The sequence below is a fragment of the Rudanella lutea DSM 19387 genome, from assembly GCF_000383955.1.
In the GTDB taxonomy this organism is placed as follows: Bacteria; Bacteroidota; Bacteroidia; order Cytophagales; family Spirosomataceae; genus Rudanella; species Rudanella lutea.
The window spans coordinates 4272249-4295784 of record NZ_KB913013.1 but is presented as its reverse complement, the minus strand read 5'-3'; the positions used below and the strand labels follow the sequence as shown (position 1 = coordinate 4295784).

Sequence of the window (23536 nt, the reverse complement as noted above, 5' to 3'; positions counted from 1 at the left end):
GCTTAACTTTCTGAATGAACACAACCTCCGGGAATCTTGCGGAAACAGGCCCAGCAGTCACTATTGACGACCTCGATCCGAAACAGTATATCCTTATCAAAGGAGCAAAGGTACACAACCTGAAAAATGTTGACGTTGCCATTCCCCGCAATAAACTGGTGGTCCTGACGGGACTCTCGGGCTCCGGCAAATCATCGCTCGCGTTCGACACGCTGTTTGCCGAAGGCCAGCGCATGTACGTGGAGAGTTTGAGCAGCTACGCCCGCCAGTTTTTGGGTCGAATGGAAAAACCCGAAGTGGAGTATATCCGGGGGGTATCGCCGGCCATTGCCATCGAACAAAAAGTCTCGACGCGCAACCCCCGCTCTACAGTCGGTACCAGCACCGAAATTTACGATTACCTCAAGTTACTCTTTGCCCGGGCGGGTACCACCTACTCGCCGGTGTCGGGCCGGGCGGTGCGCCGGGATACCGTGACCGATGTGGTCAACTATATTTTTGCGCAGGCCGCCCCCCCCGACCAACCCACCGAGCGGGTCATGATTACCACGCCCCTGCTCATTCACGAAGGCCGAACGCTCGAATATGAACTTCGGATTCTGTTGCAGAAAGGCTACACCCGCGTGGTGATCGACAACGGCACAACCGACCAGGCCGACCGTCAGGTACGGCAGATTGAAGACCTGCTCGAACTCCCCGCCAACGAACTCGACGCACTCGCTAACACAGCCCCGCTCGAACTGCTGGTTGACCGGGGTACGGTGTTGCTCGACGACAAGGGCCAACCCGACGAAGATACGCAATACCGGTTTTCAGATTCGGTCCAGACGGCTTTCAACGAGGGCGACGGCACCTGCCGCGTCGATGTAGTAAGCCGGGGAGAATCGCAGCTGTTTTCGGACAAGTTTGAACTCGACGGCATCGCGTTTGAAGAGCCGAGCGTGAATCTGTTCACGTTCAACAACCCGTACGGAGCCTGCCGCCGGTGCGATGGCTTCGGGAAGGTCCTCGGCATTGACCCTGATCTGGTGGTGCCCGACAAAAACCTGTCGGTATTCGAGGGGGCTATTGCTCCTTGGCGGAGCGAAAAAATGAGCGAGGAATTCCTGAAACCCCTGCTGCGCAATGGTATTCGGTTCGACTTCCCCATTCACCGACCCTTCAAAGATCTCACGCTGGAGCAAAAAGATTTGCTCTGGACGGGTAACTCGTACTTTTCGGGACTGCACGATTTCTTTGTGTGGGTCGAAAGTCAGACGTTCAAGGTGCAGTACCGGGTGATGCTCTCGCGGTACCGGGGCAAAACCACCTGCCCCGAATGCCGGGGTTCGCGCTTGCGGAAAGACGCCAGCTACGTGAAACTGACCGGCAGCGACGGCCGCAAAATCTCTATCACCGATCTGGTACTGATGCCCATCAGCGAGGTGGCGACTTATTTCCGCACCCTCGATCTGCCCGAGACTACCCAGAAAGTAGCCGGTCGGATTCTGGTCGAAATTCGGAACAGGCTCGATTACATGGAGCGCGTTGGGCTGGGCTATCTGACCCTCAACCGGCTCACCAATTCGCTATCAGGCGGTGAATATCAGCGCATTAAACTGGCCACCTCGCTCGGATCGGCGCTGGTGGGGTCGATGTATATTCTCGACGAACCGAGCATTGGCCTCCACCCGCGCGACACCCGCCGACTCGTGAGCGTACTCGAATCACTCCGCGACATGGGTAATACCGTGATCGTGGTTGAGCACGAAGAAGAGGTGATGCGGGCTGCCGACCAATTGATCGACATTGGCCCCGAAGCTGGTACCGGTGGAGGGCATTTGGTTTTTCAGGGCTCGTTAAGGAGCGAGGAGCGAGGAGCGAGGAGTGAGGAGATAGAGCTCGCGCAAGCAACTCCTCACTCCTCACTCCTCGCTCCTCGCTCCTTCCATTCCCACACTCTCGACTTCCTGACGGGCCGCGAAACCATCGCGACGCCCACGTTCCGGCGGAAGGGGATGCATTTTATTGAGCTGAAAGGAGCCAATGAAAACAACCTCAAGCACGTGGATGCCCGGTTTCCGCTCAACACCCTGACGGTCGTCACGGGCGTGTCGGGCTCAGGCAAGAGTACACTTATCCGCAAAGTGCTGTACCCGGCTCTTGCCCGCCTGAAAGGTGAAGGCTCCGAAGAGGCCGGCCGTTACAGCGAACTTACCGGCAGCCTCGATCAGATCACGGCCATCGAAATGATCGATCAAAACCCAATCGGCAAATCGAGCCGCTCAAACCCCGTCACCTACATCAAAGCCTACGATTATCTGCGGCAGGTGATGTCGGAGCAACCGATTTCGAAGGCACGCGGCTACAAACCGAGTCAGTTTTCGTTCAACGTCGATGGAGGCCGCTGCGAGGTGTGTCAGGGCGAGGGCGAAGTAAAGGTAGAGATGCAGTTCATGGCCGACATTTACCTCAAGTGCGAGGGGTGCAACGGTCGGCGGTTCAAGCAGGAAGTGCTCGAAGTAATGTTGCACGGCAAAAACGTGGCCGATATTTTGAGCATGACCGTAGATGAAGCCATTACGTTTTTCCGCGAAGCCGACCCCAAAATGGCCGACAAGCTACAACCCCTGCAAGAGGTGGGGCTGGGTTACGTAGGGCTTGGGCAATCGGCCAACACGCTGTCGGGCGGTGAGGCTCAGCGGGTGAAACTGGCGTCGTTTCTGAGCAAGGGCAACCCCAACAAAGGCGGCACCCTGTTTATTTTCGACGAACCGACCACGGGTTTGCATTTTCACGACATCCGAAAACTGCTCAAGGCCATCAACGCCCTGGTGGATCAGGGCGACTCGGTGATTATTATTGAGCACAACATGGAAGTCATCAAAAGTGCCGACCATATCATCGACCTCGGCCCTGAAGGGGGCGAAACGGGCGGGTATATCACCTTTGCGGGCACGCCCGAAGAGATGGCCCAACTCCCTGAAGGGCAAAACTACACGGCTGATTTCCTGCGGGAGAAATTGTAACTTGCCGTATGCCTACCATTTTGCTGATTCGCGGTTATCGCTTTTTCTTCTATCTGAATGAGCACGAACTAGTCCATGTGCATGTTACCAAAGGCGGCAATGAAGCTCGCTTCGTACTCGTTCCAGAAATTGACATGACCTATTCACACGGGTTCAAGAGAAGTGAAATTCGTGATATTGTTACCTTAATCACCCAGCATTATGCAACCCTCATCAGCGCCTGGCACAACACCTTCGGTGAGTAATCGTTTGGCAGCATGGCTACAGGACGAGAGTGAACAACCAGTTACCATCCGGGAAGATGAGTTCGACCGGCTTATTGCCGCGCAGAGCCTTCAGATTGTCCGCTTTGTATTTTTTCGGGAGATCGACATGTTCATCCTGATTTTGAACAACCGAAAAATTATTAACCGCCGGCTATCTGAATATCCTTTTCTTGCGCGTGCTACTGATGCACAGCTGTCTGATTACAGTGTGTCTGTAACCGGTATACACTGGCCACAGCTCGATGCCGACCTTAGTCTGCGTGGCTTTTTGATGCAGGAGGCTGTTGCCGTAGTCCAAGCTTATCCCTCTGTTGCATAAACTTGTCGTTGCCCGGTAGCTCATTTGCCCAATCCCCTATTGTTGTCTAATTTTGGCCGTTTTTGTGTGAGAACCCGGAGACTTCCCACTCGTACAGAAACCCTAACGGATAGATCACTCGAATTACTATGAGAGAAATACAGTTTCGCGAGGCCCTGCGGGAGGCTATGTCCGAAGAAATGCGCCGGGACCCGAAGGTTTTCCTGATGGGCGAAGAGGTGGCCGAGTACAACGGTGCCTACAAAGTCAGTCAGGGTATGCTCGACGAGTTCGGACCGGAGCGCGTATGGGACACCCCCATTGCTGAGCTGGGCTTTGCCGGTATTGGCGTCGGAGCGGGTATGAACGGTCTGCGGCCTATTATCGAGTTCATGACGTTCAACTTCTCGCTCGTTGCCATCGATCAGGTGATCAACAGCGCGGCCAAAGTAATGTCGATGTCGGGCGGGCAGTACTCATGCCCCATTGTATTCCGTGGCCCCACCGGCAACGCCGGGATGCTGTCGAGCCAGCACTCTCAGAACTTCGAGAACTGGTACGCCAATACACCGGGCCTGAAAGTGGTGGTTCCGTCGAACCCCTACGACGCTAAAGGCCTGCTCAAGTCAGCCATCCGCGACGATGACCCCGTGATTTTCATGGAGTCGGAGCTGATGTACGGCGACAAAGGTCAGGTACCCGAAGAAGAGTACCTCATTCCAATTGGCAAAGCCGATGTGGTGCGCGAAGGTAACGACGTGACCATCGTATCGTTTGGCAAAATGATGAAAGTGGCCAACCAGGCTGCCGAAGAATTAGCCAAAAACAATATTTCGGCCGAGGTAATCGATTTGCGTTCGGTACGCCCGATTGATTACGCTACCATCATCAACTCGGTAAAGAAAACTAACCGGTGTGTGATTGTAGAAGAAGCGTGGCCGTTGGCTGCCATCTCGTCGGAACTGACCTACAACATTCAGCGCAACGCGTTCGATTATCTGGATGCGCCGGTAGTTCGGGTGAACAGCCTCGACCTGCCGCTTCCGTACGCGCCTACGCTCATCGAAGTGATTCTGCCCAATGTGAAGAAAACCCTGCAGGCCGTTGATTCGGTGATGTACAAGAAATAAGCAGGTCCGCCTATAACAAAAGCCCCGATATCGCGCAGATATCGGGGCTTTTTTGTGGAGTGTAAAGGCATACATCGTACTAACTGAGACGCAGTAGGTTGCATCTCTACGAATTGGATACTACTTATCACGGACGTTTACAGTACCGGACATTCGGACTTCAGACATTAGACGTTCGACTTACTACCATTCTGTAGGGAGGTCTAACGTCTAATGTCCAACATCTAATGTTCAGTAGTGAGACGGACGGCCAATTCTGCACACAAAAAAAGCCCAAACCGAATGGCCTGGGCTTCTGCAAAATCTATACATCATAAACGCACCGGGGCACGCAGATATTTTGCAGTTGAAAAATAGTTTGATAATTTACCATAAAACAACTGATGTAACTAACACTATCCCCAAACCGTGCGCATCGAAACCAAGGTGATTTACGAGATCACCATGCAGCATATTGGCTCGCTCAACACGCTCCGACAACGAGAACCAAACACCATTTTTTTCTCGAACCTCAAGAAAGCCGTTGAAGCCATTACGGCCGAGCTGCTCGTGAACAACTGGCCACTGAAAGTAAATTACACGGCCGTGTACCGGGGCGTAAAACAACGAAAGTTTTACTCCTGCGATTTCGACGTAGCGGGTACCAAGGTGTTTCGGATCAAAGTAGTACCGCGGGTGCTCAACCCTGCCCTACCCCGGCTGGGTATCGACGAAAACCCGATTCGGTGAGACCGGCCGCTTAGTGCGCAGGCTCGCCTGCTTCGATCAGGGTTGGCGCGGCTTTTTTGATGGCGGCAATGCCCCCCTCTACGTTCACCACATTATCGAAACCCCGCGCTTTCAGAATCGAGTTAGCCACCATGGACCGGTAGCCGCCCGCGCAATGCACATACACCGCCCCCGTGCGCGGAATAGCCGCCATATGGTCGTTGAGGGTATCGAGCGGTACGTTTTCGGCACCGGCAAGGTGCTCCGGTCCAAACTCAACCGGCTTGCGCACATCCACCACCGGGGCTGCGGGGGTCTGCGCATGGCGTTGCACAAACTCCTCCGCCGAAATCGACTCCACCGTGTCGATCTCTTTACCGGCCGTACGCCAGCTGGCAAAGCCACCTTCGAGGTAGCCCACGCAATTGTCGTACCCGACGCGCGCCAGTCGCAGCACGGTTTCTTCTTCCTTTCCAACAGGAGCAATCAAGGCAATCGGCTGTTGCAGGTCCGGGATCAGAGCCCCAACCCAGGGTGCAAACTGCCCGTTGAGACCAATATTAATCGCGTTGGGAATAAAGCCGGCCGCAAACTCGGCAGCCTCCCGAACGTCGAGCATCAGGGCGCCGGTACCATTGACAGCCGCTTCGAACGCATCGGGGCCCAGCGGCCGACTCCCCCGCTGCATCACCTGATCGATGGATTCGTAGCCCTCCTTGTTGAGCCGGGCGTTCTGGGCAAAGTATAGCGGAGCCTGCGTGAGTCCATCGAGTACCTGCGTCACAAACTCTTCTTTCGAACGGGCCTGTAAAGCGTAGTTAAACCGTTTCTGATTGCCCAGCGTGTCGGTGGTTTCCTTGCTCATATTCTTGCCACAGGCCGACCCCGCCCCGTGCGCCGGGTACACAATCAGGTCATCGGGCAGGGGAATTATCTTTGTCTGTAAGCTATCGTACAGCATGCCAGCCAGATCCTGTTCGGTCAGGGCACCTTTAATGGCCAGATCGGGGCGCCCCACATCGCCGATAAACAGGGTATCGCCCGTGAAAATGGCATGGGGCCGACCTGTTTCGTCGAGCAGCAGATAGGTTGTCGACTCCAGCGTATGGCCGGGCGTGTGCAGCACCCGAATTCGGATTTTGCCTATGCTGAACTCTTCGCCATCGCGGGCTACGTAAGCTTCATAATTGGTTTTGGCGTTCGGGCCGTACACAATAGTCGCGCCGGTTTTACGGGCCAGATCGATGTGGCCCGACACAAAATCGGCATGAAAATGGGTTTCAAACACATACCGGATCGTTGCCCCGGCCTGTTCGGCCTTGCGAATGTAGGGGCCGGTTTCGCGGAGCGGGTCAATAACGGCAGCCTCGCCCTCGCTTTCGATGTAATAAGCCCCCTGCGCCAGGCAGCCTGTGTATAGTTGTTCGACAAGCATGGTTTTGAGTTTACAGTTTTTGGTTTAGAATAGTGTAGGATAAGTTTTTTGACAGGATTACAGGATGAAGAGGATTTATTCAGGCCTGGATAAATCCTCTTTATCCGATACGTCGGCCCGGCTGTAAATTCTCCGGACCGCAGGACGGTCAGAAAAACGTTTTTGCAAACCTGTCAAAATAAACTTGTCCTATACCCGTACCAACGGATGTTGGACAAGTTTTGTAGCTCTGGGCCATCGAATTAATAGCCCAAATAAACTTCCCTTACACTTGTTTAGAGCTTACAGTTGGGGTTGAGTCAAAAATCAAGTACGGTCACGTAGGTTAACTCTTAACTTGCAACTCTTAACTCCTAACTTCCTCTACATCACTTCTTTTAGAATAATGTACCCCGCTACCGCCAGCACAAACCAACCGAACCCTTTTTTGAGTTGATCGGGGGCCACAAAACGGGCCAGATACATACCCAGAAAAATACCGATGATGGATAACCCGGTAAACGGCAGGAGAAAATCCCAGTTGAGCCGGGTGTGCTGAAGGTCGCCGAGTAACCCCACAAACGAGTTGACTGCAATAATCAGCACCGACGTAGCCACGGCCCGGTGAATGGGTAGCCCCGCCAGCAACACCAGCATCGGTACGATCAGAAACCCGCCCCCGGCCCCTATGGTTCCGGTAAGCAGACCGACCGCCAGCCCGTCGAGGGCCAGGGTACCGTACCGCGGCCGACCATCGCGGGCCTCGCCCTGTTCGGGTTTCTGGTTACGGATCATGGCACGGGCAGCCATCACCATCACAAAAGCAAAAAAGAACAGAATGGCGTCTTCTTTGGCCAGATAGGTGTCACCAAAACGAACGATTGGGTCGGGCAGAGCGGGCACCAGAAACCGTCGCGACAGGTACACCGACAAAAACGAAGGCAAGGCAAAGGCCAGCGTAGTCCGCAAGTCGACACGACCCTGCCAAAGATGGTTAACAGACCCCACCATCGACGTAACCCCGACCACAAATAACGAATAGGTTGTAGCCAGCAAGGGCGAAATACCGAATCCGTACACAAAAATGGGCACCGTCAGAATTGACCCGCCCCCGCCCGCCAGACCGATAACCAGTCCTACCAGCAAAGCGGCCAAATACCCCAAAAAAGCTCCTCCTGTCATGCCGAATAAAGAGTAACAACACCGCCTGTCGGGTGTGCCTGCCGCCTGAATTAATTGCTACCTTTGTACACCTCGTCACGCCAAACTAAACGTAGGTCACAAACGTTATTGATTCGTAAACGCGACGCACATGTTACTTAAGATTCTGTTCATCATTGCTCTGCTCATCGCATTTGTCCCCCCCGTTCGCCGGTTTGTGTTTTACCTGCTGGTTGGTCGTCAATTGGTGAAAGAGCAGCGTCGCCAGGCCCCTCCGCGTCGCCGGGAGGGCGACACTAAGGTCGACTATGTGCCTCCCCGGCCCGACTCTCCCTACAAAGGTGGCGAATACGTAGATTACGAAGAGGTGAAGTAGGTTTTGGTTTCGGACAAGCAGCCAACCCAAAACCATAAACGCTAAACCAAAAACCTCCCTTAGTTTTCGGGCCGGTATTTTACGGCCTGCCCACTGAGCAGATAACCGTTTACGGTAGCGGTCGTGTAGTACGTGTATTTCACATTGATGAGCGCATCGGCCCCGGCGCGTTGGGCGTCGAGCGTCATTTTAGCCAGCAGCAACTCCTTATCCTGCATGGTATTACCCCGGCTTAACATGCGGCCGTCCTGATTCTGACGCCGGTCGAGTGGTAACTCCTGGCGGCTCTCCATTTCCTGCAACACCTCGTAGGGGCGGTATGGACGCTCGTTCTCGTAGAAAACATCAATAGGGAATTTCGGCCCCGTCGAGATCGGAATAGCCGGCCGGAAACAACCGGTCAGTGAAAGCAATAATCCTCCCAGAAGGAATATCCAGCGTAGCATATGAAGTGTAGTGGTTTACTAATCAATTAGAGCGAAGCCAGCACCTCGGCCACCACCCGTGGGTAATGCGCGTGTTCGAGCACCTGTACCTTGCGCGCTACCTCGTCGGGGGTATCGGTTGGCGCTACGGGGCAGCTTGCCTGATAAATAACCGCCCCCTCATCATAGTGTTCGTTGACGAAGTGAATCGTAATACCGGATTCGGGCTCCCCGGCGGCCACCACGGCCTCGTGTACAAAATGACCGTACATGCCTTTTCCGCCGAACTTAGGCAACAGGGCCGGGTGGATATTCACAATTCGATTCGGGAACGCCTGCACCAGTTGGGCGGGCACTAGCCACATAAAACCGGCCAGTACAATCAGGTCGACGGCCTGGTTCTGTAGCAGCTCGATGATCTGATTGGTCTGGTAAAACGTCGGGCGATCAAACACAACCACCGGTGTATGCACCCGCCCCGTACCAAAGCCCCGGCGGGCGCGCTCAATTACACCGGCTTTGGGGTTGTTGGTCAGAACAAGGTTTACCGAAACACCCTCGTGCTCGGCGAAATAGTCGGCTATTTTTTCGGCATTGCTACCGGATCCAGATGCGAAAAGGGCTATTTTTTTCAAAATGCGTAATGTGTAATGCTTAATGATGAATGCGAATGATGACTTTGCGACTGCGAACGTTTCTTTACGCATTACGCATTTATCATTACACATTCCCAACCCCCGAAATTACGAGGTTTTTGTAACTTTGTCGGAATGCTCCTTCTGCGTTAAGGTATGTTAACAACCCAGTCACTAACGTTTGCTTACGGCTCCGACAAACAATTTGTCTTTCCAGACCTTCACTGTGCCGACCGCGAGGCTCTGCTGATTCTGGGTCGTTCGGGCACTGGCAAAACCACCCTGCTCCACCTGTTGGCCCTGCTGCTGAAGCCGCACAAGGGGTCAGTTGTGATTCATAATACCGACCTGACGCAACTCAGCGCGGCCGAGACGGCCGCCTTCCGGGCTAAGCATGTGGGTATTGTTTACCAGAAACCGCACTTTGTGGGGTCACTGTCGGTGCTCGACAACCTCGTACTGGCCAATTATCTGGCCGGGCAACCGCAACATAAAGACCGCGCCCGCCAATTGGCCGCCCAGTTGGGTTTTTCAGACCGGCTCGACAAGAAACCCAACCAACTGAGCCAGGGCGAACAACAACGGGTAAGTATTGCCCGGGCGGTAATGAACGGGCCGAGTGTTATTCTGGCCGACGAACCGACCTCCAGCCTCGACGACACCAATACCGACCGGGTAATTGATCTGCTACGCCAGCAATCGGAGCAGATTGGGGCCAGTTTGGTGGTTGTTACCCATGATCAACGCCTGAAAGACGCCTTTGCGAATCGAGTCAACTTGTGAAGACTACCCTACTCCTACTCCTTTTACTACCTGTGCTGGCTCAGGCACAGAACCGCCGGAAAAAAGACTTTCTGGTCACGCTGACAACGGACTTTGGCACCATGCGGCTCCTGCTGCACGACCAGACTCCGAAACACAAAGACAACTTCATTAAACTCGTCAACGATAAGTTTTACGACGGGCTATTGTTTCACCGCGTCATTGAGCGGTTTATGATTCAGGGGGGAGACCCTAACTCCAAAGCAGCCGAAGCCGACCGACCACTCGGCAGTGGCGATGTAGGCTACAAGATCCCGGCCGAGTTTGTCCCGACTCTGTTTCACAAAAAAGGCGCGTTGGCCGCAGCCCGCGACGGCAACCCCGAGAAGGCATCGAGCGGTTGTCAGTTTTACATTGTGCAGGGACGCGTGTGGGACGATGCCGGCATGCAGCAGCAGATCAGCCGGATTCGGAACATGAGCGGCCACGTACCCACCCCCGAACAGCAGAAGGTGTACCAAACGCTGGGCGGCAGCCCTCACCTCGACGGTAACTATACCGTGTTTGGGCAGGTGGTTGAGGGCTTGGCCGTGGTCGACAGCATTGCCAAACAACCCCGCTCCGCACAGGACCGCCCGCTGAAAGACGTGCGAATGACCGTTTCGGGGAAATGGGTCAAAAAGAAGAAGTTAGCGAAACTATATCAGGTTCAGTTCTGAGGAATTGAACGGGTGGAATGAGTATCCGACGTGTGTCTGTTCTCACTCCTCACCGCCGGGCGGCCCCGTCCTCACTCCTCACTCCTCAAAAAATTATGCGTATACTCATTACGGGTGCCAACGGGCTGTTGGGCCAGAAATTAGTGGATCTATTGTCGAACAACCCCGAGGTCGAACTGATTGCGACCGCGCGCGGGGCCAACCGACTACCCTACACCGAAGGCTACACCTACCGGAGTATGGACATCACGGACGAGCAGGAAGTGCTCGAGGTAATAGGCGACGTACGGCCCGATGCCGTGATTCACGGAGCCGCCATGACCGATGTGGACAAGTGCGAGCGCGAAAAAGACGCCTGCTGGGCGCAGAACGTGACCGCCGTAGAATACATAGTAGAGGCTTGCCGACAAACCGACGCCTTTCTGTGCCATGTCTCAACCGACTTTATTTTCGATGGAGCTGCCGGCCCGTACGATGAGCAGGCACAGGGTAACCCTATCAGTTTCTACGGCTGGAGCAAGTATGCAGCCGAAAAAGTGGTGATAAACGCCGGTCAGGTAGGCAAACCCATTCGCTGGGCCATTGCCCGGACGGTGCTGGTGTACGGCATTGCCCACGATATGAGCCGCAGCAACATTATTCTTTGGGTGAAGAAGTCGCTCGAAGACGGCAAGAATATTCAGGTAGTGACCGATCAGTTTCGGAGCCCAACGCTGGCCGAAGACCTGGCGGCCGGTTGCGCCCTCATTGCGACCCAACAGGCAGAAGGTATTTTTAATATCTCCGGCAAAGAAGTACTCACGCCCTACGAAATGGCGATTCAAACGGCCGATTTCTTCGGTCTCGACAAGTCATTGATTGCGCAGGCCGACGGCTCTACGTTTAAGCAAATTGCCCGGCGCCCACCCCGCACGGGTTTCGATATCACTAAGGCCCAAACAGTACTCGGTTATAACCCACGCAGCTTCTCGGAAGGTATCGCCATTCTGGCCGAGCAGATTAGTCAGCGGTAACGTTTGTAGCCGTCAGCCTGGCAGATGTTGGATGTTAAGGTTTGCTTAACTTCAGCATCTGTCAGGCTAGTATCGCCCTACGCACTTACTTTGGCCTCTTCGATTGCCAATGCAGGCTTGCCGGGGATATAATGCCGAAAAAACGAGCCGATTTTCATTTGAAGAACCCCAAAAACGGCTTCCTTGAAAATCTTGGTCGACATTTTGGAGGTGCCTTTGGTACGGTCGGTGAAGATGATAGGCACCTCAACGAGCCGGAAACCGTATTTCCAGCAGGTAAACTTCATCTCAATCTGGAAGGCATACCCCACAAATCGAATCCGGTTTTGCAAAATCGTGTCGAGTACCCGGCGCGTGTAGCAGATAAAGCCCGCCGTCGGATCCATGATGGGCATTCCCGTCACAAACCGCACGTACACCCCGGCAAAGTACGACATCAGCACCCGGCCCATAGGCCAGTTTACCACGTTGACACCTTTGATGTAGCGTGAACCCACGGCCACATCGGCCCCCTCACGGGCGCAGGCATGGTACAGCCGAATCAGATCATCGGGGTTATGCGAGAAGTCGGCGTCCATCTCAAAAAAGTAGTTGTACCCCTGCGCCATCCCCCACCGGAAACCATCCAGATACGCCGTTCCCAAACCGAGTTTACCTTTTCGTTCGAGCAGGTGTAAGCGGGCGACTGTAGCCGTGCCCGCCATCTCGGCCCGAATGTCGCGCACCACCTGTGCCGTACCGTCGGGCGACCCATCGTCGACAATCAGCAGGTCAAATGGGCATTCGTCGGCCCGGCCATTGGGATCGCGCAGCGAAAACACTTTGCGGATAATGGCTTCAATATTCTCGATCTCATTGTAGGTCGGGATGACCACTAAGCATTCTCTCACAGCTATGGAAACGAGGGGGGAGGCTCGTTGTTGGTAAAACACAAAGAACCGCGAAGTTCGTGCTTTCTGCCTGTTAAAAATTGTTGTCGACTATTTTTTTGCCACCACCATGGCCCGGCCGGGTATGGTCAGGTAATTGATTATGCGGTGTGGTTTGAGCCCGGCCCCGGCTTGCCAGTCTTTTATTTCGGCAACGGAGTAGTTACCGGCCGTACTCGTGAGGCCATAAAACAAGTCGGTAGAGCCGCCGACCAACTCGGGTTTGGCACCGGTTTCGGGCCGAATAAACTCATTGATGATGTAAACCCCACCCGGCCGAAGGGCCCGCGCTACTTTCTGCGCCACGGCCCGGTTTTGTTCATCGTTGAAATGATGCGCCAGGCTCGACATCAGAATCACATCGTACTGTTCGTGGCCAAAATCATCGGTGAGGGCGTTGCCCGGCCGGTGTTGTACGCGCTCGCCCAACCCCAGCCGGGCCAGCAGCGGGGCAGCCTGCGCGATGGCCTCAGGTAAGTCCAGAATGGTGGAGCGGAGGGTTGGAATCCGGCGGCAAAGTGCCACCGAGTGCTGTCCGTGCGAACCACCAATGTCGAGCATATCGGTAGCCGTTTTGGCAACGGGCGCTTTGCGGCCAAACTCTTTTGCTTCGGTACCGGTAGCGGCCAGCATAGCGTTCTGGTAGTATTGCCACTCTTCGGCCGTCAGGTGGTCATGGTAGTGAATCCCCTTGCCGGTTTGCAGGTACTCGCCCATTTTATCGAGCCAAGGCCACATCACCCGGTTGTTAAACAGCATCATACCGTACACCGACTCGGGATTGTCTTTGAGCACCCATTTCCGGGCCGATTTGGTCAGGGTAAATCGTTCGTTATGGTACTTAAAATACCGCAAGGCCGTGAGCAGACCCATTAGCTCGCGGGTGGCTTTGGGGTGCAGGTTGCAGGTTTGGGCAACAGCGGCTACTGTGTCGGCCCCGGCGGCTACGGCCTCAAACACCCCTTTGTCGGCGGCTTCGAGCACGGCTTTGGCCACAACGGGCATAATCTGCACATGGGCAAGCGGCCAAGGCACAATGTCGGCCCGCAGGGCGAGCCATTCGAGGGGGTTGTCGGGAGAAATGGATAGCTGCATGTAGGGGGCGGGCGGTTCCTGGTTTATGGTGTCTGGTTTTTTGTTTATGGTTTGTGCCGTCTGGTGTATAACCGCGAACGCCTACCTCGTCGTCAGACAGGTAAACCAGCAATGAGCCAACCAAAATCGATGAACTATATAAACACCAAAACGCCGGTAATAAGCCCTAAAAATCTGTTTCCTGGCTATTTTGCCACCCGCCCGGCACGCTCCAGCCGGTCGAGTGCAAGCACGCGGCTGAGGCTCTGCCATGCCCAATGCAATTGCTGCTCCATACGTTGCCAGTCGGCTTCTTTGGGTACCGGATTCCGCCGACGAGCCTCGTCGTACTGCCGGATGGCCTGCGCCCGCAACACGCCATAATCGGCAAATCGGGCCGGGGGCAAGCCGTATAGCTTACCGGCACTTTGGGCCAATATGCGCGCCAGGTCGTCGTACGAGTAACGGCCCCGGTTGCGGTGCATCGCCCAGGCTTCGACGTCGAGCCGGGCCATAGCCTGCGGATCGAACGATTCGCCCGACAGCCGTTTGACGGCCGTGTAATAATCCAGCAGCAACGGAACAGCCGCTTCATAGTCGGCCGGGGTATTGCCTTCTTTGAGAACAAAGGCAGCCCGGCTCGCCTGAAACGCCAACCCATACGACCGCCAGTAGGGTGTATTAAACTGCGACCGCAGCCCACCCGCCAACTGCCGGTAAAGCGACACCCGGCCGTTGTTGACGTATGAGCGCCAAATGGCCGTTTCGATACGAGCCACACTGTTAGGGTCGAATTGTCGGATGCTGTGCGGCCGTGGAATAGCCAGATCCGTCACAACCCAAACCACCAATCCAACTACGAGTAAAATACCCAACCACCACCCGGCTGAGCGCCGGTTAAACCATCGATTCATTGTACAAAGTTTGACGTTCGCCCACGGGGTGCGCGTTTGGGCTGCAAGTTACGGAGTTCGCCGGGATTCAGGTTTTACCACTGCCAGTGGTCCCGCTAAAGACCATCTACTTCCCCGAACGGCTCGCTTTATCGTCGGCAGGTTTTTCGTCGAGCGAGTACGTGAGCTTGTTCAGATAGAACACCTCGCGGGGGTTGAAGCCCTGCCGGGGGTCGTCGACAATTTTCTGAAACCCGCAGGCCAGAAAATAATGCCCGTACCAGGCCGCTAAGTTTTCGTGTTCGCTATCGGTGATTTTCTGCCGCTCGTTGGCGCCCACCTTAAGCGAGAAGTTTTCGCGCTCCCGAATGGTGCGGTTACCCTGCATCACTTCCAGGTTGATTTCGCCTTTGTTTGGATAAGCCAGCACCAGTTTATCCTCCACCTGCGACACCTGCACCCGCTCTACCAGTTCGTTGCTTTCCATGTCTGGAATAGGCAGACAGTTGTCCCAGAGTAGGTTGCCCTGCCGGTCGAAGCCGCACACAATAGCGTGGGTGTAGCGGTAACTATCGAAGTACCGATCAACGGCCGACGGCCCTACGCGCGGGGTACTGATGGCGTACGGCAGGGCATTGCCCCGGTACTGCGGGAAAAACACCTCGGCCACCAGCAACAGCCCATCGTGGGTCAGAATAGGGTCGTGCACCAGCAACCGGTACCGGAATTTAGTCTCCCGATTCTCCTGCTTACGCCGGTCGATGCGGGCCTGCATTTTCTGCTGTTGCTTCGGTTTGAGGTACTTGAAAAAGTTTTGCAGGGCCGAAAACTCGATGTACTGAATCCGGTCGGCATCGGCGGGGCCGCTCTCATCGTGCCGGATACGGGTCACGTAAATACCCTGCGAGTAGGGCGTACAGTCGGCCGAGTAATTACCGATGAGCAGCAACTCATCATCGTTGACGGTCAGGAGTTTCCCCGAAATGAGGTTGTGCTCATCCCCGCCAAACTCCAGCGTCCGAATCGGCTTGGTATCATACCCGTACGAACGGACCGAAAACTGGCAGCCGCGTTTCTGGCTGTGTACCAGCACATGCACCTCGCGCCGGATCGGGTCGACCTCGATACTGCTGATTTCGATATGGTTGACGTACAGGCCGGGCAGCACCTTGGCCGTGCGGTCGAAAAACGAAAAGGCCATGACCACCGGCCGGGTGCTGTGACTACCGCCGATATACGCCAGGTTCTCCACCACTTTGAAATGATGAATATCCATACCGTTGAGCAAATCGCCCTCGAAGGTTTCGACCAGTCCGTCGTTGAGGCCCACCCGCAGCACCTGAATATTATCGGTATTGTCTTCCTGAAAAAGCCAGTACAGAAAGTTCTGATCGTGGTACGAAAGCCGGGGCTCAAACCGGCCATCCGCTTTGAATTGAGCGCTCCAAAGCTCCTTGAGGTCGGTGCTGTAGGCCTGAAACCGGAACTGAGCCGGGTCGTTGGGGTAATAGCCCCCTTTCCGAACCGTCACCAGAACGCCTTTCAGGCCGAGCGTCGTGACGTCGAATGACTCCTGCACGTTGGGGTCAACGGCAAATTCGAGTCGGCGAGCCTGCTCCAGTTGCGCCTGTGCACCGACCATCGCTCCCAGCCACCCAATCAAGATAAGAAGTAGTTGTACCCGCATGAATTTCAGCTTGTCCGTAGTGAGGTAAAGTTAAACGTTTAACGCTGCATATCCTGTATCAGAAGCTGTTTGAGTTAACCACTTTGGCTCGTAAAGGCAGCTTTCGGTCGCTGTCTGCACCACTTTTTTGGGCCGTAGCAACAGCTACGACCGGCAAAAATTGGCTTGTCAGCAACCAAAATCCGCTCCCTACAATCTCAAATCGCTAACTCAAACAGCTTCTCAAACATCCGCGTTGTACTTTTGCACCCGAAAACTCCCGTCGGACCACTAAGCCGACCGCATCGAATGGATTTACAAGCGCAACTAAAGGCCGCCATCGGGCAGGCGATCACCACGATTTACGGCGAAACCGTTTCTGATATCACCCTCCAGCCTACTAAAAAAGAGTTCGAGGGCCTTTACACGTTCGTTACCTTTCCGCTCACCAAAGCCCTCCGCAAGTCGCCCGTCGAAATTGGGCAGACCATCGGGCAGTGGTTGCAGGAAAACACCGATGTGGTCAGCCGATTCAACGTGGTGCAGGGCTTTCTGAACCTGAGCGTTGCCGATTCGGTCTGGACCGATCTGCTCACGGCTCTGCGTACCGAGGCCCCCGCCCCAGCCCATCGTGGCTCGGTGATGGTCGAGTTTTCGTCGCCCAACACCAACAAGCCATTGCACCTGGGTCACTTACGTAACAATTTTCTGGGCGAATCGGTTAGCCGAATTCTCGAAGCCAACGGTTTCGACGTGGTGCGGGCCTGTATTGTCAACGACCGGGGCATCCATATTTGTAAGTCGATGCTGGCCTACCAGAAGTTTGGACAACTACCCAACGGCACCTGGGAGACGCCCGAATCGGCCGGTCTTAAAGGCGACCACCTGATCGGCAAATACTACGTGCTGTTCGACAAGGCCTATAAAGCCCAGATTGAGCAGTTGGTGGCCGAGGGCATGGACAAAGAAAAGGCCGAAAAGCAGGCTCCGCTCATTCTGGAGGCACAGGCCATGCTCCGCCGGTGGGAACAGGGCGATGCCGAGACGGTGGCCCTCTGGAAGCAAATGAACGAGTGGGTGTATGCCGGTTTCGACGCGACCTACCGCAAAATCGGTACCCACTTCGACAAGACGTATTACGAATCACAAACCTACCTGCTGGGTAAAGAGGTGGTGGAAGAAGGCCTCCAGAAAGGTGTTTTCTACCGTAAAGACGACGGTTCGGTCTGGATTGACCTCACCGCCGAGGGCCTCGACCAGAAACTCGTGCTCCGCTCCGACGGCACCTCGGTGTACATCACGCAGGACCTGGGCACCACCGACCTGAAGTTCAACGACTTCGGAAACGACCGTTCCATCTGGGTGGTGGGCAACGAGCAGGACTACCATTTTCAGGTGCTGTTCTCGATTATGCGTCGGCTGGGCCGCCCTTATGCCGAGGGTTGCTACCACCTCTCATACGGCATGGTCGACCTGCCCTCGGGCAAGATGAAGTCACGCGAGGGCACCGTGGTCGATGCCGACGATCTGGTATCGACCGTGACCGAGGCCGCCCGCACCGCTGCCGACGAAGCCACCAAAGGCAAGGTCGACGAGTTTACGGCCGATGAGCAGGCCACCTTGTTTCAGATGGTCGGACTGGGGGCGCTCAAGTACTTCCTGCTCAAGGTAGATGCCCAAAAACGGATGCTATTCAATCCGGCCGAGTCGGTCGATGTGCACGGACATACGGGGCCGTTTATCCAGTACACCTACGCCCGTACACGCTCCATCATGCGCAAGGCAGCCGAGCAGGGGCTGGCTGTTCCGGCCGAGCTGCCCGCGGTGTCGTTCCACCCGACGGAGCAGCAACTGCTGTTTTTGCTGAGTCAGTACACGCAGCGAGTAGCCGAAGCCGGCGACGATTACGCGCCTTCGTACATTGCCCAATACGCGTACGAACTGGCCAAGACGTTCAATCAGTTCTACGCCGACGTTTCGATTCTGAACGAACCAGACGCCCGCATACTGATCGTGCGGTTGGCACTAACCGACCTGGTGGGGCAGACCATCAAGAAAGCCATGGGGCTGCTGGGCATTGAGGTACCCGAGAAAATGTAAGCCATATACGGTCAAAACCTTTCGTTTTAACAATGGGTTGTTTAGTTGCATCGATAACGATGTCTGCCAACAACCCATTTTTCGATTACCTCCGTGAAACGTACAATCACTGTATTTACTCTGGTCGCCCTTGCGCTGGTGACCGCTAATGCTATGTCACTCTCAACACTTGTCAAAGGCATTTTCAGCGACAAAAAAGCCGCTGCTTCTGCCCCTGCACACATGGAAGCCCCCGCAAAAACGCTGTTTGATTTTACCGTAAAATCGCTCGACGGCAAAACCATTGACCTTGGCAAATACAAGGGCAAGAAAGTGGTGATTCTGAATACAGCCTCGAAATGCGGCTATACCCCCCAGTACGCCGACTGGGAGAAATTCTACAAAACGCACGGCGACAAAATTGTGGTACTGGGGTTCCCGGCCAACAACTTTGCCGGTCAGGAGCCCGGTAGCAACGATGATATTGCTACTTTCTGCCAGAAAAACTACGGCGTTACGTTCCCGATGTTCGAGAAAGTGGAAGTAGTGGGCGACAATCAGCACCCGCTGTATAAGTGGCTCTCTAAAAAAGAGCTGAACGGCTGGAACGACAAAGCGCCTACCTGGAACTTCTGCAAGTACGTGATCAACGAGCAGGGTCAGCTGACCAACTTCTTCGCGTCGGGTGTGAAGCCAGACGACGCTGAGTTTAAGAAGGCAGTCGGAATTTAATGGCGAAAGAGTGAAAGAGCGAAAGCGTGGAATTCGAAGACGGGTTCTCTTTCACTCTTTCACTCTTTCACTCTTTCACTCTTTATGAAATCCTGGATTGCCGCTGCGCGCCCCCGTACCTTACCATTAGCCCTGGCCAGTATTATTCTGGGAAGTTTTCTGGCCTATGCTACCGGCCATTTTAGCCCAACCATTGCCGCACTCGCCTGCCTGACAACGGTTTTTCTGCAAGTACTCTCCAACTTTGCCAACGATTATGGCGACGCCGTGTCGGGCAAAGACACCGCCGAGCGGGTAGGCCCACGCCGGGCCGTTGCTACGGGCGACATTACCAAAGAAGCCATGTTTCGGGGGATTGTAGTCACGGCGGTACTCTCGCTGGTGGCGGGTATCTGGCTCCTGGTGGAAGCAACCCGCGTGGGCGGGCAGGTGGTGTTCTGGTCGTTCTTTATTCTGGGTCTCGGCTGTATCGCGGCCGCTATCGGGTACACCAACGGCAAGCGACCATACGGGTATGCCGGTCTGGGCGACATTGCTGTGCTTATTTTTTTCGGCTGGGTGGGCGTGTTGGGCACCTACTATCTGCACGCCCTTACGTTCGATTCGCTGCTGCTGTTGCCCGCTACCAGCGTGGGGCTATTTGCCACGGGCGTACTGAATATCAACAACATCCGCGATATCGAAACCGACGCCAAAACGGGCAAAAACTCGATTCCGGTGCGGCTCGGGCGGGCGGGGGCTATTCAGTATCATTGGGCGCTGCTGCTGGCTGGCATGATCTGCGCCCTGCTGTATTCGGTGATGACCTCGGCCCCATCGGTCACGTACCTCTACCTGCTTTCGTTTCCGCTGTTTGTGCTCAACGGCCGGGCGGTAGCCACCCACCGGCAACCGGGCGAGCTAAACCCACGGCTGGGGCAACTGGCCCTTTCGACGCTCGTATTTGTCCTGCTGTTCGGTATTGGGCAAGTGTTGGCCTAAAGGTCAGCGTAATCCTACCAGTTTACGGTTTTCGGTTGCTTGCGCCATTTCGGGCGGCAGATGAGCCAGTATTTCCCGGCGCAGGGCGTCGATGAGCCGACGCTTGAGGCCGTTGCGGTGCAGGAGCAAACTCACCTGACGCACCGGCTTAGGGTCGCCCAACGGCCGCAAACGAGCCCGGCGCGGCTCGTCCATGTCGAGCGTGGCCAGATACGGCAGCAATGTAAACCCCTCCTGCCGGTCGATGAGTTTGATGAGCGTTTCGAGCGAGCCGGTTTCGTACCGCAAGGCCGACCGGCTGCGTAAATCGGCCCCGCAGAGGTTCACTACCTGATCGCGAAAGCAGTGCCCTTCGGTCAGCAGCCAGAGCCCATCCGCCTGCAAATCGGCCCCTGACAACTCCCGTTGCCGGGCCAGCAGGTGCGAATCGGCCACGTACCCCACAAACGGTTCTTCGAACAGCGGCTTTTCGGTAAGGCCCATCTCGTGCAGGGGCGTTACGGCGAGGCCCACGTCGAGCAATCCCTTCCGCAGCTGTTCCACAATGTGTTCGGTGGTGAGTTCCTGAATCTGCACCGAGACGCCCGCAAACCGGTTCATAAACGACCCGATAAACAACGGCAGCAGGTACGGCGCGAGCGTCGGGATAATACCGAGCCGGAGCTCCCCGCTAATTTCGTCGCTCGACTCCTTCACAATCTCGGGAATACGGCGGGCGGCCTGCACCACCTCCCGCGCCTGAAGCAGAATCACCTGCCCCACCTCGGTCGGGACTACGGGCTGACGCGAGCGGTCGAACAACTGCACCCCCAGCTCGTCTTCCAGCTTCTGAATTTGCATGCTGAGCGTTGGCTGCGTCACATGACAGTGCTGGGCCGCCGTGGCAAAATGCCGGAATGTATCGACCGCGATGATGTATTCGAGTTGGGTTAGCGTCATATTGATTGCAAATCTACGGGTCTGAGCACCAAACAAATTGCCTTCCAAATTACTTTTGCCCTTAAACTCGATTCTCCTTTGCTCATGCGCAACCGCTTTTTACTCATAGTCGCTCTTCTGCTGAGCGTTTCGCCCCTGCTGGCCCAACGGTCAAAATCCGATAATCCGGCCGCTCCGGGCTTCGATATGGCCGGTTCTGACCCCCGTGCCGTACAAATTGCCGACGAGGTAATGCGGGCTATGGGTGGCCGCAAAGCCTGGGATCAAACCCATTTTATTGCCTGGACATTTTTTGGAAACCGACGGCTGGTTTGGGACAAATGGACCGGTAACGTACGGGTTGATAACCTCAAAAACGACCAGACGGTTGTACTCAACATCAACAACGATCAGGGGCGAGTGTACCGCAACGGCAAAGAAGAAATCAATGCCGACTCAGTAGCCAAGTACGTAAAAGCGGCCAAAGGGGCCTGGATCAACGATTCGTACTGGCTTGTGATGCCGTTTAAACTGAAAGACTCGGGCGTGACACTCAAGTATATCGGCACCGACTCGACCGAGGCCAAACAACCAGCCGATGTGCTGCAACTGACTTTCAAGGGCGTGGGCAACACCCCCGACAATAAGTACAAAGTGTGGGTCGATAAAACCACCCGGCTGGTGTCGCAGTGGGCGTACTATCCCAAATTCACCGACGAAAAACCGGGTTTTATTCTTCCCTGGACCGATTACCAGACCTACGGCGGCATCAAGCTATCGGGCAAGCGCGGCCCTCGCGAACTGTCCGACATTCGGGTGTTTACGGGCTTACCCGGCGAAGTATTCACCTCGTTTGAACGCCCGGATCTGAATCGATACTGACCTCTTAGAGTTTACAGTTTTCGGTTTACGGTTTTCAGTTAGGTTGCGAAAGGTAAGAACAACTGAAAACTGTAAACCGAAAACTGTAAACTCCTTTTTCGTGTTACCCGAACATGGAATCACCCGTATTATACCCATCCGTCAACAAATCAAAACCACGGGGCAAAACCGGCGTTCTGCTGGTTAATCTGGGCACCCCCGACAGCCCGGCCGTCCCCGATGTGCGCAAGTACCTGCGTGAGTTTCTCATGGATGGTCGCGTTATTGATATTCCGGCCCTGCCCCGGTTCTTGCTGGTTAATGGGATTATTGCGCCGTTTCGCGCCCCCAAATCGGCCAAGACCTACCGCGAAGTCTGGACCGATAATGGCTCTCCGCTCAAATACTACGGCGAAGTAGCCGAGCGCGAACTACAACAGCGGCTCGGCACCGACGAATACGAGGTAAAACTGGCTATGCGCTACCAAAGCCCCAGTATTCCCGACGGGCTGGCGCATTTTCAACGGCTCGGTCTTACCGAGATCATCGTAATCCCGTTCTTTCCGCAGTATGCTTCGGCCACTACGGGCTCGGTGTACGAGAAGGTGATGGACATTGTGTCGCGGTGGCAGATCATCCCCGAAATTCGGTTCGTCAACAGCTTCCTCGACCACCCCAAGTTTGTGGAGGGGTTCGCGCAGCTGGGCCGCAAATACATGGCCGAGCGCGCGTACGACCACTACCTGTTTAGCTACCACGGCCTGCCCGAACGTCAGATCCGCAAGGGCGACGTGACCAAGCAGGTGTGCAAGCTGGGCTCCTGCTGCGACTCGCTCACGGCCATGAACCAGCATTGCTACCGGGCGCAGTGTTTCGAAACCACGCGCCTGCTGGTGAAAGCGCTGGGTATTCCCGAAGGCAAGTACACCACCTGTTTTCAGTCGCGGCTGGGCAACGATCCCTGGATCAAGCCCTACACCGAAGACGTCATCAAGGAACTCCCCAAGAAAGGCATCAAGAGTGTGTTGGCATTTTCGCCCGCTTTCGTGGCCGATTGTCTCGAAACAACCATCGAGGTGGGAGAGGAGTACAAAGAAGTTTTTGAAGAAGAAGGCGGTGAACACTGGCAATTAGTCGAAAGCCTGAACGATAGCCCTATCTGGATTGACCTGCTCGAAGATCTGGTAAAATCGAAAGCATACCGGTAATAGCTCCGACGCCGAATTTATACCTACCGCTGACTTCCGCCCGAGAAGTAAGCGGTTTTTTTATTGCCCCGGCCCTCCCCTTTGCCCATCGTCTGCATAACAGACACACTTACTTATTTGTGACCTTCAGTATATATCAATTCTCAGTTAGCGACATGTTAAATATTAGCTACAATTGACTGTTTTTTCACAATTTTCATTAAAATTATTTTGTTTATACCCATCATCTTGCCCAATACTGACTGAATTTTGACATTTATTTGACTTTATTTCAACAGGA

Annotated in this window: 23 protein-coding genes; 14 read left to right on the top strand and 9 right to left on the bottom strand. The window is 55.0% G+C overall.

Translation table 11 applies throughout. The features are described from left to right. Positions 1–14: 14 nt before the first annotated feature. The 5 genes from uvrA to RUDLU_RS0117825 all read left to right on the top strand — a co-directional run bounded on the left by uvrA (position 15) and on the right by RUDLU_RS0117825 (position 5431). Positions 15–3008, top strand: a complete 2994-nt coding sequence (gene uvrA, locus RUDLU_RS0117845; protein ID WP_019989775.1) for an excinuclease ABC subunit UvrA — start codon at positions 15–17, stop codon at positions 3006–3008. 8 nt (positions 3009–3016) lie between these two features. After that, complete coding sequence (locus RUDLU_RS0117840) at positions 3017–3253, top strand: DUF4160 domain-containing protein (protein ID WP_019989774.1); 237 nt, start codon at positions 3017–3019, stop codon at positions 3251–3253. Continuing rightward, positions 3210–3593 carry a DUF2442 domain-containing protein gene (locus RUDLU_RS27700; RefSeq protein WP_157580256.1) on the top strand — a complete coding sequence of 128 codons (384 nt, stop codon included), beginning with the start codon at positions 3210–3212 and terminating at the stop codon, positions 3591–3593. The genes RUDLU_RS0117840 and RUDLU_RS27700 overlap by 44 nt, the downstream gene beginning before the upstream one ends. A gap of 128 nt (positions 3594–3721) precedes the next feature. Continuing rightward, complete coding sequence (locus tag RUDLU_RS0117830) at positions 3722–4702, top strand: pyruvate dehydrogenase complex E1 component subunit beta (RefSeq protein WP_019989772.1); 981 nt, start codon at positions 3722–3724, stop codon at positions 4700–4702. A 444-nt stretch (positions 4703–5146) separates the two neighbouring features. Next, the gene (locus tag RUDLU_RS0117825) at positions 5147–5431 is read left to right on the top strand and encodes a hypothetical protein (protein WP_044130517.1); all 285 of its coding nucleotides are present in this window, start codon (positions 5147–5149) and stop codon (positions 5429–5431) included. 10 nt (positions 5432–5441) lie between these two features. Here the strand turns inward: RUDLU_RS0117825 and RUDLU_RS27695 are convergent, their stop codons facing one another. Both RUDLU_RS27695 and RUDLU_RS0117815 read right to left on the bottom strand, forming a co-directional pair. Continuing rightward, a complete protein-coding gene (locus RUDLU_RS27695) occupies positions 5442–6845 on the bottom strand; it encodes an MBL fold metallo-hydrolase (RefSeq protein ID WP_019989770.1) in 1404 nt (467 codons plus the stop codon). A gap of 363 nt (positions 6846–7208) precedes the next feature. Beyond that, positions 7209–8006, bottom strand: a complete 798-nt coding sequence (locus RUDLU_RS0117815; RefSeq protein ID WP_019989769.1) for a sulfite exporter TauE/SafE family protein — start codon at positions 8004–8006, stop codon at positions 7209–7211. A gap of 130 nt (positions 8007–8136) precedes the next feature. On the opposite strand from RUDLU_RS0117815, the gene RUDLU_RS0117810 reads away from it, so the two are divergent. Then, positions 8137–8361: a hypothetical protein gene (locus tag RUDLU_RS0117810; RefSeq protein WP_019989768.1), complete on the top strand. Its 225-nt coding sequence runs from the start codon at positions 8137–8139 to the stop codon at positions 8359–8361. Positions 8362–8420: 59 nt separating this feature from the next. Here the strand turns inward: RUDLU_RS0117810 and RUDLU_RS0117805 are convergent, their stop codons facing one another. Beyond that, positions 8421–8807 carry a hypothetical protein gene (locus RUDLU_RS0117805; protein ID WP_019989767.1) on the bottom strand — a complete coding sequence of 129 codons (387 nt, stop codon included), beginning with the start codon at positions 8805–8807 and terminating at the stop codon, positions 8421–8423. 26 nt (positions 8808–8833) lie between these two features. Further along, the gene (purN, locus tag RUDLU_RS0117800) at positions 8834–9421 is read right to left on the bottom strand and encodes a phosphoribosylglycinamide formyltransferase (protein ID WP_019989766.1); all 588 of its coding nucleotides are present in this window, start codon (positions 9419–9421) and stop codon (positions 8834–8836) included. Positions 9422–9577: 156 nt separating this feature from the next. Here purN and RUDLU_RS0117795 point away from each other — a divergent pair, with 156 nt between their 5' ends. The 3 genes from RUDLU_RS0117795 (at position 9578) to RUDLU_RS0117785 (ending at position 11915) form a co-directional block, all read left to right on the top strand. Then, positions 9578–10204, top strand: a complete 627-nt coding sequence (locus RUDLU_RS0117795; protein ID WP_019989765.1) for an ABC transporter ATP-binding protein — start codon at positions 9578–9580, stop codon at positions 10202–10204. Further along, positions 10201–10902: a peptidylprolyl isomerase gene (locus RUDLU_RS0117790; protein WP_027303178.1), complete on the top strand. Its 702-nt coding sequence runs from the start codon at positions 10201–10203 to the stop codon at positions 10900–10902. Before RUDLU_RS0117795 ends, RUDLU_RS0117790 begins: the two co-directional genes overlap by 4 nt. Before the next feature lie 92 nt (positions 10903–10994). Then, complete coding sequence (locus tag RUDLU_RS0117785; protein ID WP_027303177.1) at positions 10995–11915, top strand: SDR family oxidoreductase; 921 nt, start codon at positions 10995–10997, stop codon at positions 11913–11915. Between the two features lie 77 nt (positions 11916–11992). On the opposite strand, the gene RUDLU_RS0117780 is transcribed toward RUDLU_RS0117785, so the two are convergent. From RUDLU_RS0117780 to RUDLU_RS0117765, 4 genes are all read right to left on the bottom strand, one after another. After that, positions 11993–12805, bottom strand: a complete 813-nt coding sequence (locus RUDLU_RS0117780) for a polyprenol monophosphomannose synthase (protein WP_027303176.1) — start codon at positions 12803–12805, stop codon at positions 11993–11995. A gap of 90 nt (positions 12806–12895) precedes the next feature. Then, positions 12896–13939, bottom strand: coding sequence for a class I SAM-dependent methyltransferase (locus RUDLU_RS0117775; RefSeq protein WP_019989761.1), 1044 nt, complete (start codon positions 13937–13939; stop codon positions 12896–12898). 185 nt (positions 13940–14124) lie between these two features. Beyond that, entirely contained in the window at positions 14125–14832 is a 708-nt protein-coding gene (locus RUDLU_RS27690) for a hypothetical protein (RefSeq protein ID WP_019989760.1), read from the bottom strand. A 106-nt stretch (positions 14833–14938) separates the two neighbouring features. Next, positions 14939–16498 carry a hypothetical protein gene (locus RUDLU_RS0117765; RefSeq protein ID WP_245581685.1) on the bottom strand — a complete coding sequence of 520 codons (1560 nt, stop codon included), beginning with the start codon at positions 16496–16498 and terminating at the stop codon, positions 14939–14941. A 288-nt stretch (positions 16499–16786) separates the two neighbouring features. Between RUDLU_RS0117765 and argS the strand changes: the two genes are divergently transcribed. The 3 genes from argS to RUDLU_RS0117750 all read left to right on the top strand — a co-directional run bounded on the left by argS (position 16787) and on the right by RUDLU_RS0117750 (position 20269). After that, positions 16787–18577, top strand: a complete 1791-nt coding sequence (gene argS, locus RUDLU_RS0117760) for an arginine--tRNA ligase (protein ID WP_019989758.1) — start codon at positions 16787–16789, stop codon at positions 18575–18577. Between the two features lie 153 nt (positions 18578–18730). Beyond that, complete coding sequence (locus tag RUDLU_RS0117755) at positions 18731–19288, top strand: glutathione peroxidase (RefSeq protein ID WP_425414143.1); 558 nt, start codon at positions 18731–18733, stop codon at positions 19286–19288. An 84-nt stretch (positions 19289–19372) separates the two neighbouring features. Next, positions 19373–20269, top strand: a complete 897-nt coding sequence (locus tag RUDLU_RS0117750) for a 1,4-dihydroxy-2-naphthoate polyprenyltransferase (RefSeq protein ID WP_019989756.1) — start codon at positions 19373–19375, stop codon at positions 20267–20269. A 3-nt stretch (positions 20270–20272) separates the two neighbouring features. On the opposite strand, the gene RUDLU_RS0117745 is transcribed toward RUDLU_RS0117750, so the two are convergent. Continuing rightward, positions 20273–21208 carry a hydrogen peroxide-inducible genes activator gene (locus RUDLU_RS0117745; RefSeq protein ID WP_019989755.1) on the bottom strand — a complete coding sequence of 312 codons (936 nt, stop codon included), beginning with the start codon at positions 21206–21208 and terminating at the stop codon, positions 20273–20275. Between the two features lie 84 nt (positions 21209–21292). Between RUDLU_RS0117745 and RUDLU_RS0117740 the strand changes: the two genes are divergently transcribed. Both RUDLU_RS0117740 and hemH read left to right on the top strand, forming a co-directional pair. Beyond that, on the top strand, positions 21293–22069 hold the full coding sequence (locus RUDLU_RS0117740; RefSeq protein WP_019989754.1) for a hypothetical protein: 777 nt from the start codon (positions 21293–21295) through the stop codon (positions 22067–22069). 113 nt (positions 22070–22182) lie between these two features. Further along, positions 22183–23256, top strand: a complete 1074-nt coding sequence (hemH, locus tag RUDLU_RS0117735) for a ferrochelatase (RefSeq protein WP_019989753.1) — start codon at positions 22183–22185, stop codon at positions 23254–23256. Positions 23257–23536: the final 280 nt, after the last annotated feature.

Coding starts and splice junctions, on each gene's coding strand:
- RUDLU_RS27695 (WP_019989770.1), bottom strand. CDS start 6,845: ATGCTTGTCGAACAACTATACACAGGCTGCCTGGCGCAGGGGGCTTAT.
- RUDLU_RS0117775 (WP_019989761.1), bottom strand. CDS start 13,939: ATGCAGCTATCCATTTCTCCCGACAACCCCCTCGAATGGCTCGCCCTG.
- RUDLU_RS0117805 (WP_019989767.1), bottom strand. CDS start 8,807: ATGCTACGCTGGATATTCCTTCTGGGAGGATTATTGCTTTCACTGACC.
- RUDLU_RS0117815 (WP_019989769.1), bottom strand. CDS start 8,006: ATGACAGGAGGAGCTTTTTTGGGGTATTTGGCCGCTTTGCTGGTAGGA.
- RUDLU_RS0117830 (WP_019989772.1), top strand. CDS start 3,722: ATGAGAGAAATACAGTTTCGCGAGGCCCTGCGGGAGGCTATGTCCGAA.
- RUDLU_RS0117755 (WP_425414143.1), top strand. CDS start 18,731: ATGTCACTCTCAACACTTGTCAAAGGCATTTTCAGCGACAAAAAAGCC.
- RUDLU_RS0117750 (WP_019989756.1), top strand. CDS start 19,373: ATGAAATCCTGGATTGCCGCTGCGCGCCCCCGTACCTTACCATTAGCC.
- RUDLU_RS0117740 (WP_019989754.1), top strand. CDS start 21,293: ATGCGCAACCGCTTTTTACTCATAGTCGCTCTTCTGCTGAGCGTTTCG.
- hemH (WP_019989753.1), top strand. CDS start 22,183: ATGGAATCACCCGTATTATACCCATCCGTCAACAAATCAAAACCACGG.
- RUDLU_RS27690 (WP_019989760.1), bottom strand. CDS start 14,832: ATGAATCGATGGTTTAACCGGCGCTCAGCCGGGTGGTGGTTGGGTATT.
- argS (WP_019989758.1), top strand. CDS start 16,787: ATGGATTTACAAGCGCAACTAAAGGCCGCCATCGGGCAGGCGATCACC.
- RUDLU_RS27700 (WP_157580256.1), top strand. CDS start 3,210: ATGCAACCCTCATCAGCGCCTGGCACAACACCTTCGGTGAGTAATCGT.
- RUDLU_RS0117795 (WP_019989765.1), top strand. CDS start 9,578: ATGTTAACAACCCAGTCACTAACGTTTGCTTACGGCTCCGACAAACAA.
- RUDLU_RS0117825 (WP_044130517.1), top strand. CDS start 5,147: ATGCAGCATATTGGCTCGCTCAACACGCTCCGACAACGAGAACCAAAC.
- RUDLU_RS0117765 (WP_245581685.1), bottom strand. CDS start 16,498: ATGCGGGTACAACTACTTCTTATCTTGATTGGGTGGCTGGGAGCGATG.
- uvrA (WP_019989775.1), top strand. CDS start 15: ATGAACACAACCTCCGGGAATCTTGCGGAAACAGGCCCAGCAGTCACT.
- RUDLU_RS0117810 (WP_019989768.1), top strand. CDS start 8,137: ATGTTACTTAAGATTCTGTTCATCATTGCTCTGCTCATCGCATTTGTC.
- RUDLU_RS0117840 (WP_019989774.1), top strand. CDS start 3,017: ATGCCTACCATTTTGCTGATTCGCGGTTATCGCTTTTTCTTCTATCTG.
- RUDLU_RS0117745 (WP_019989755.1), bottom strand. CDS start 21,208: ATGACGCTAACCCAACTCGAATACATCATCGCGGTCGATACATTCCGG.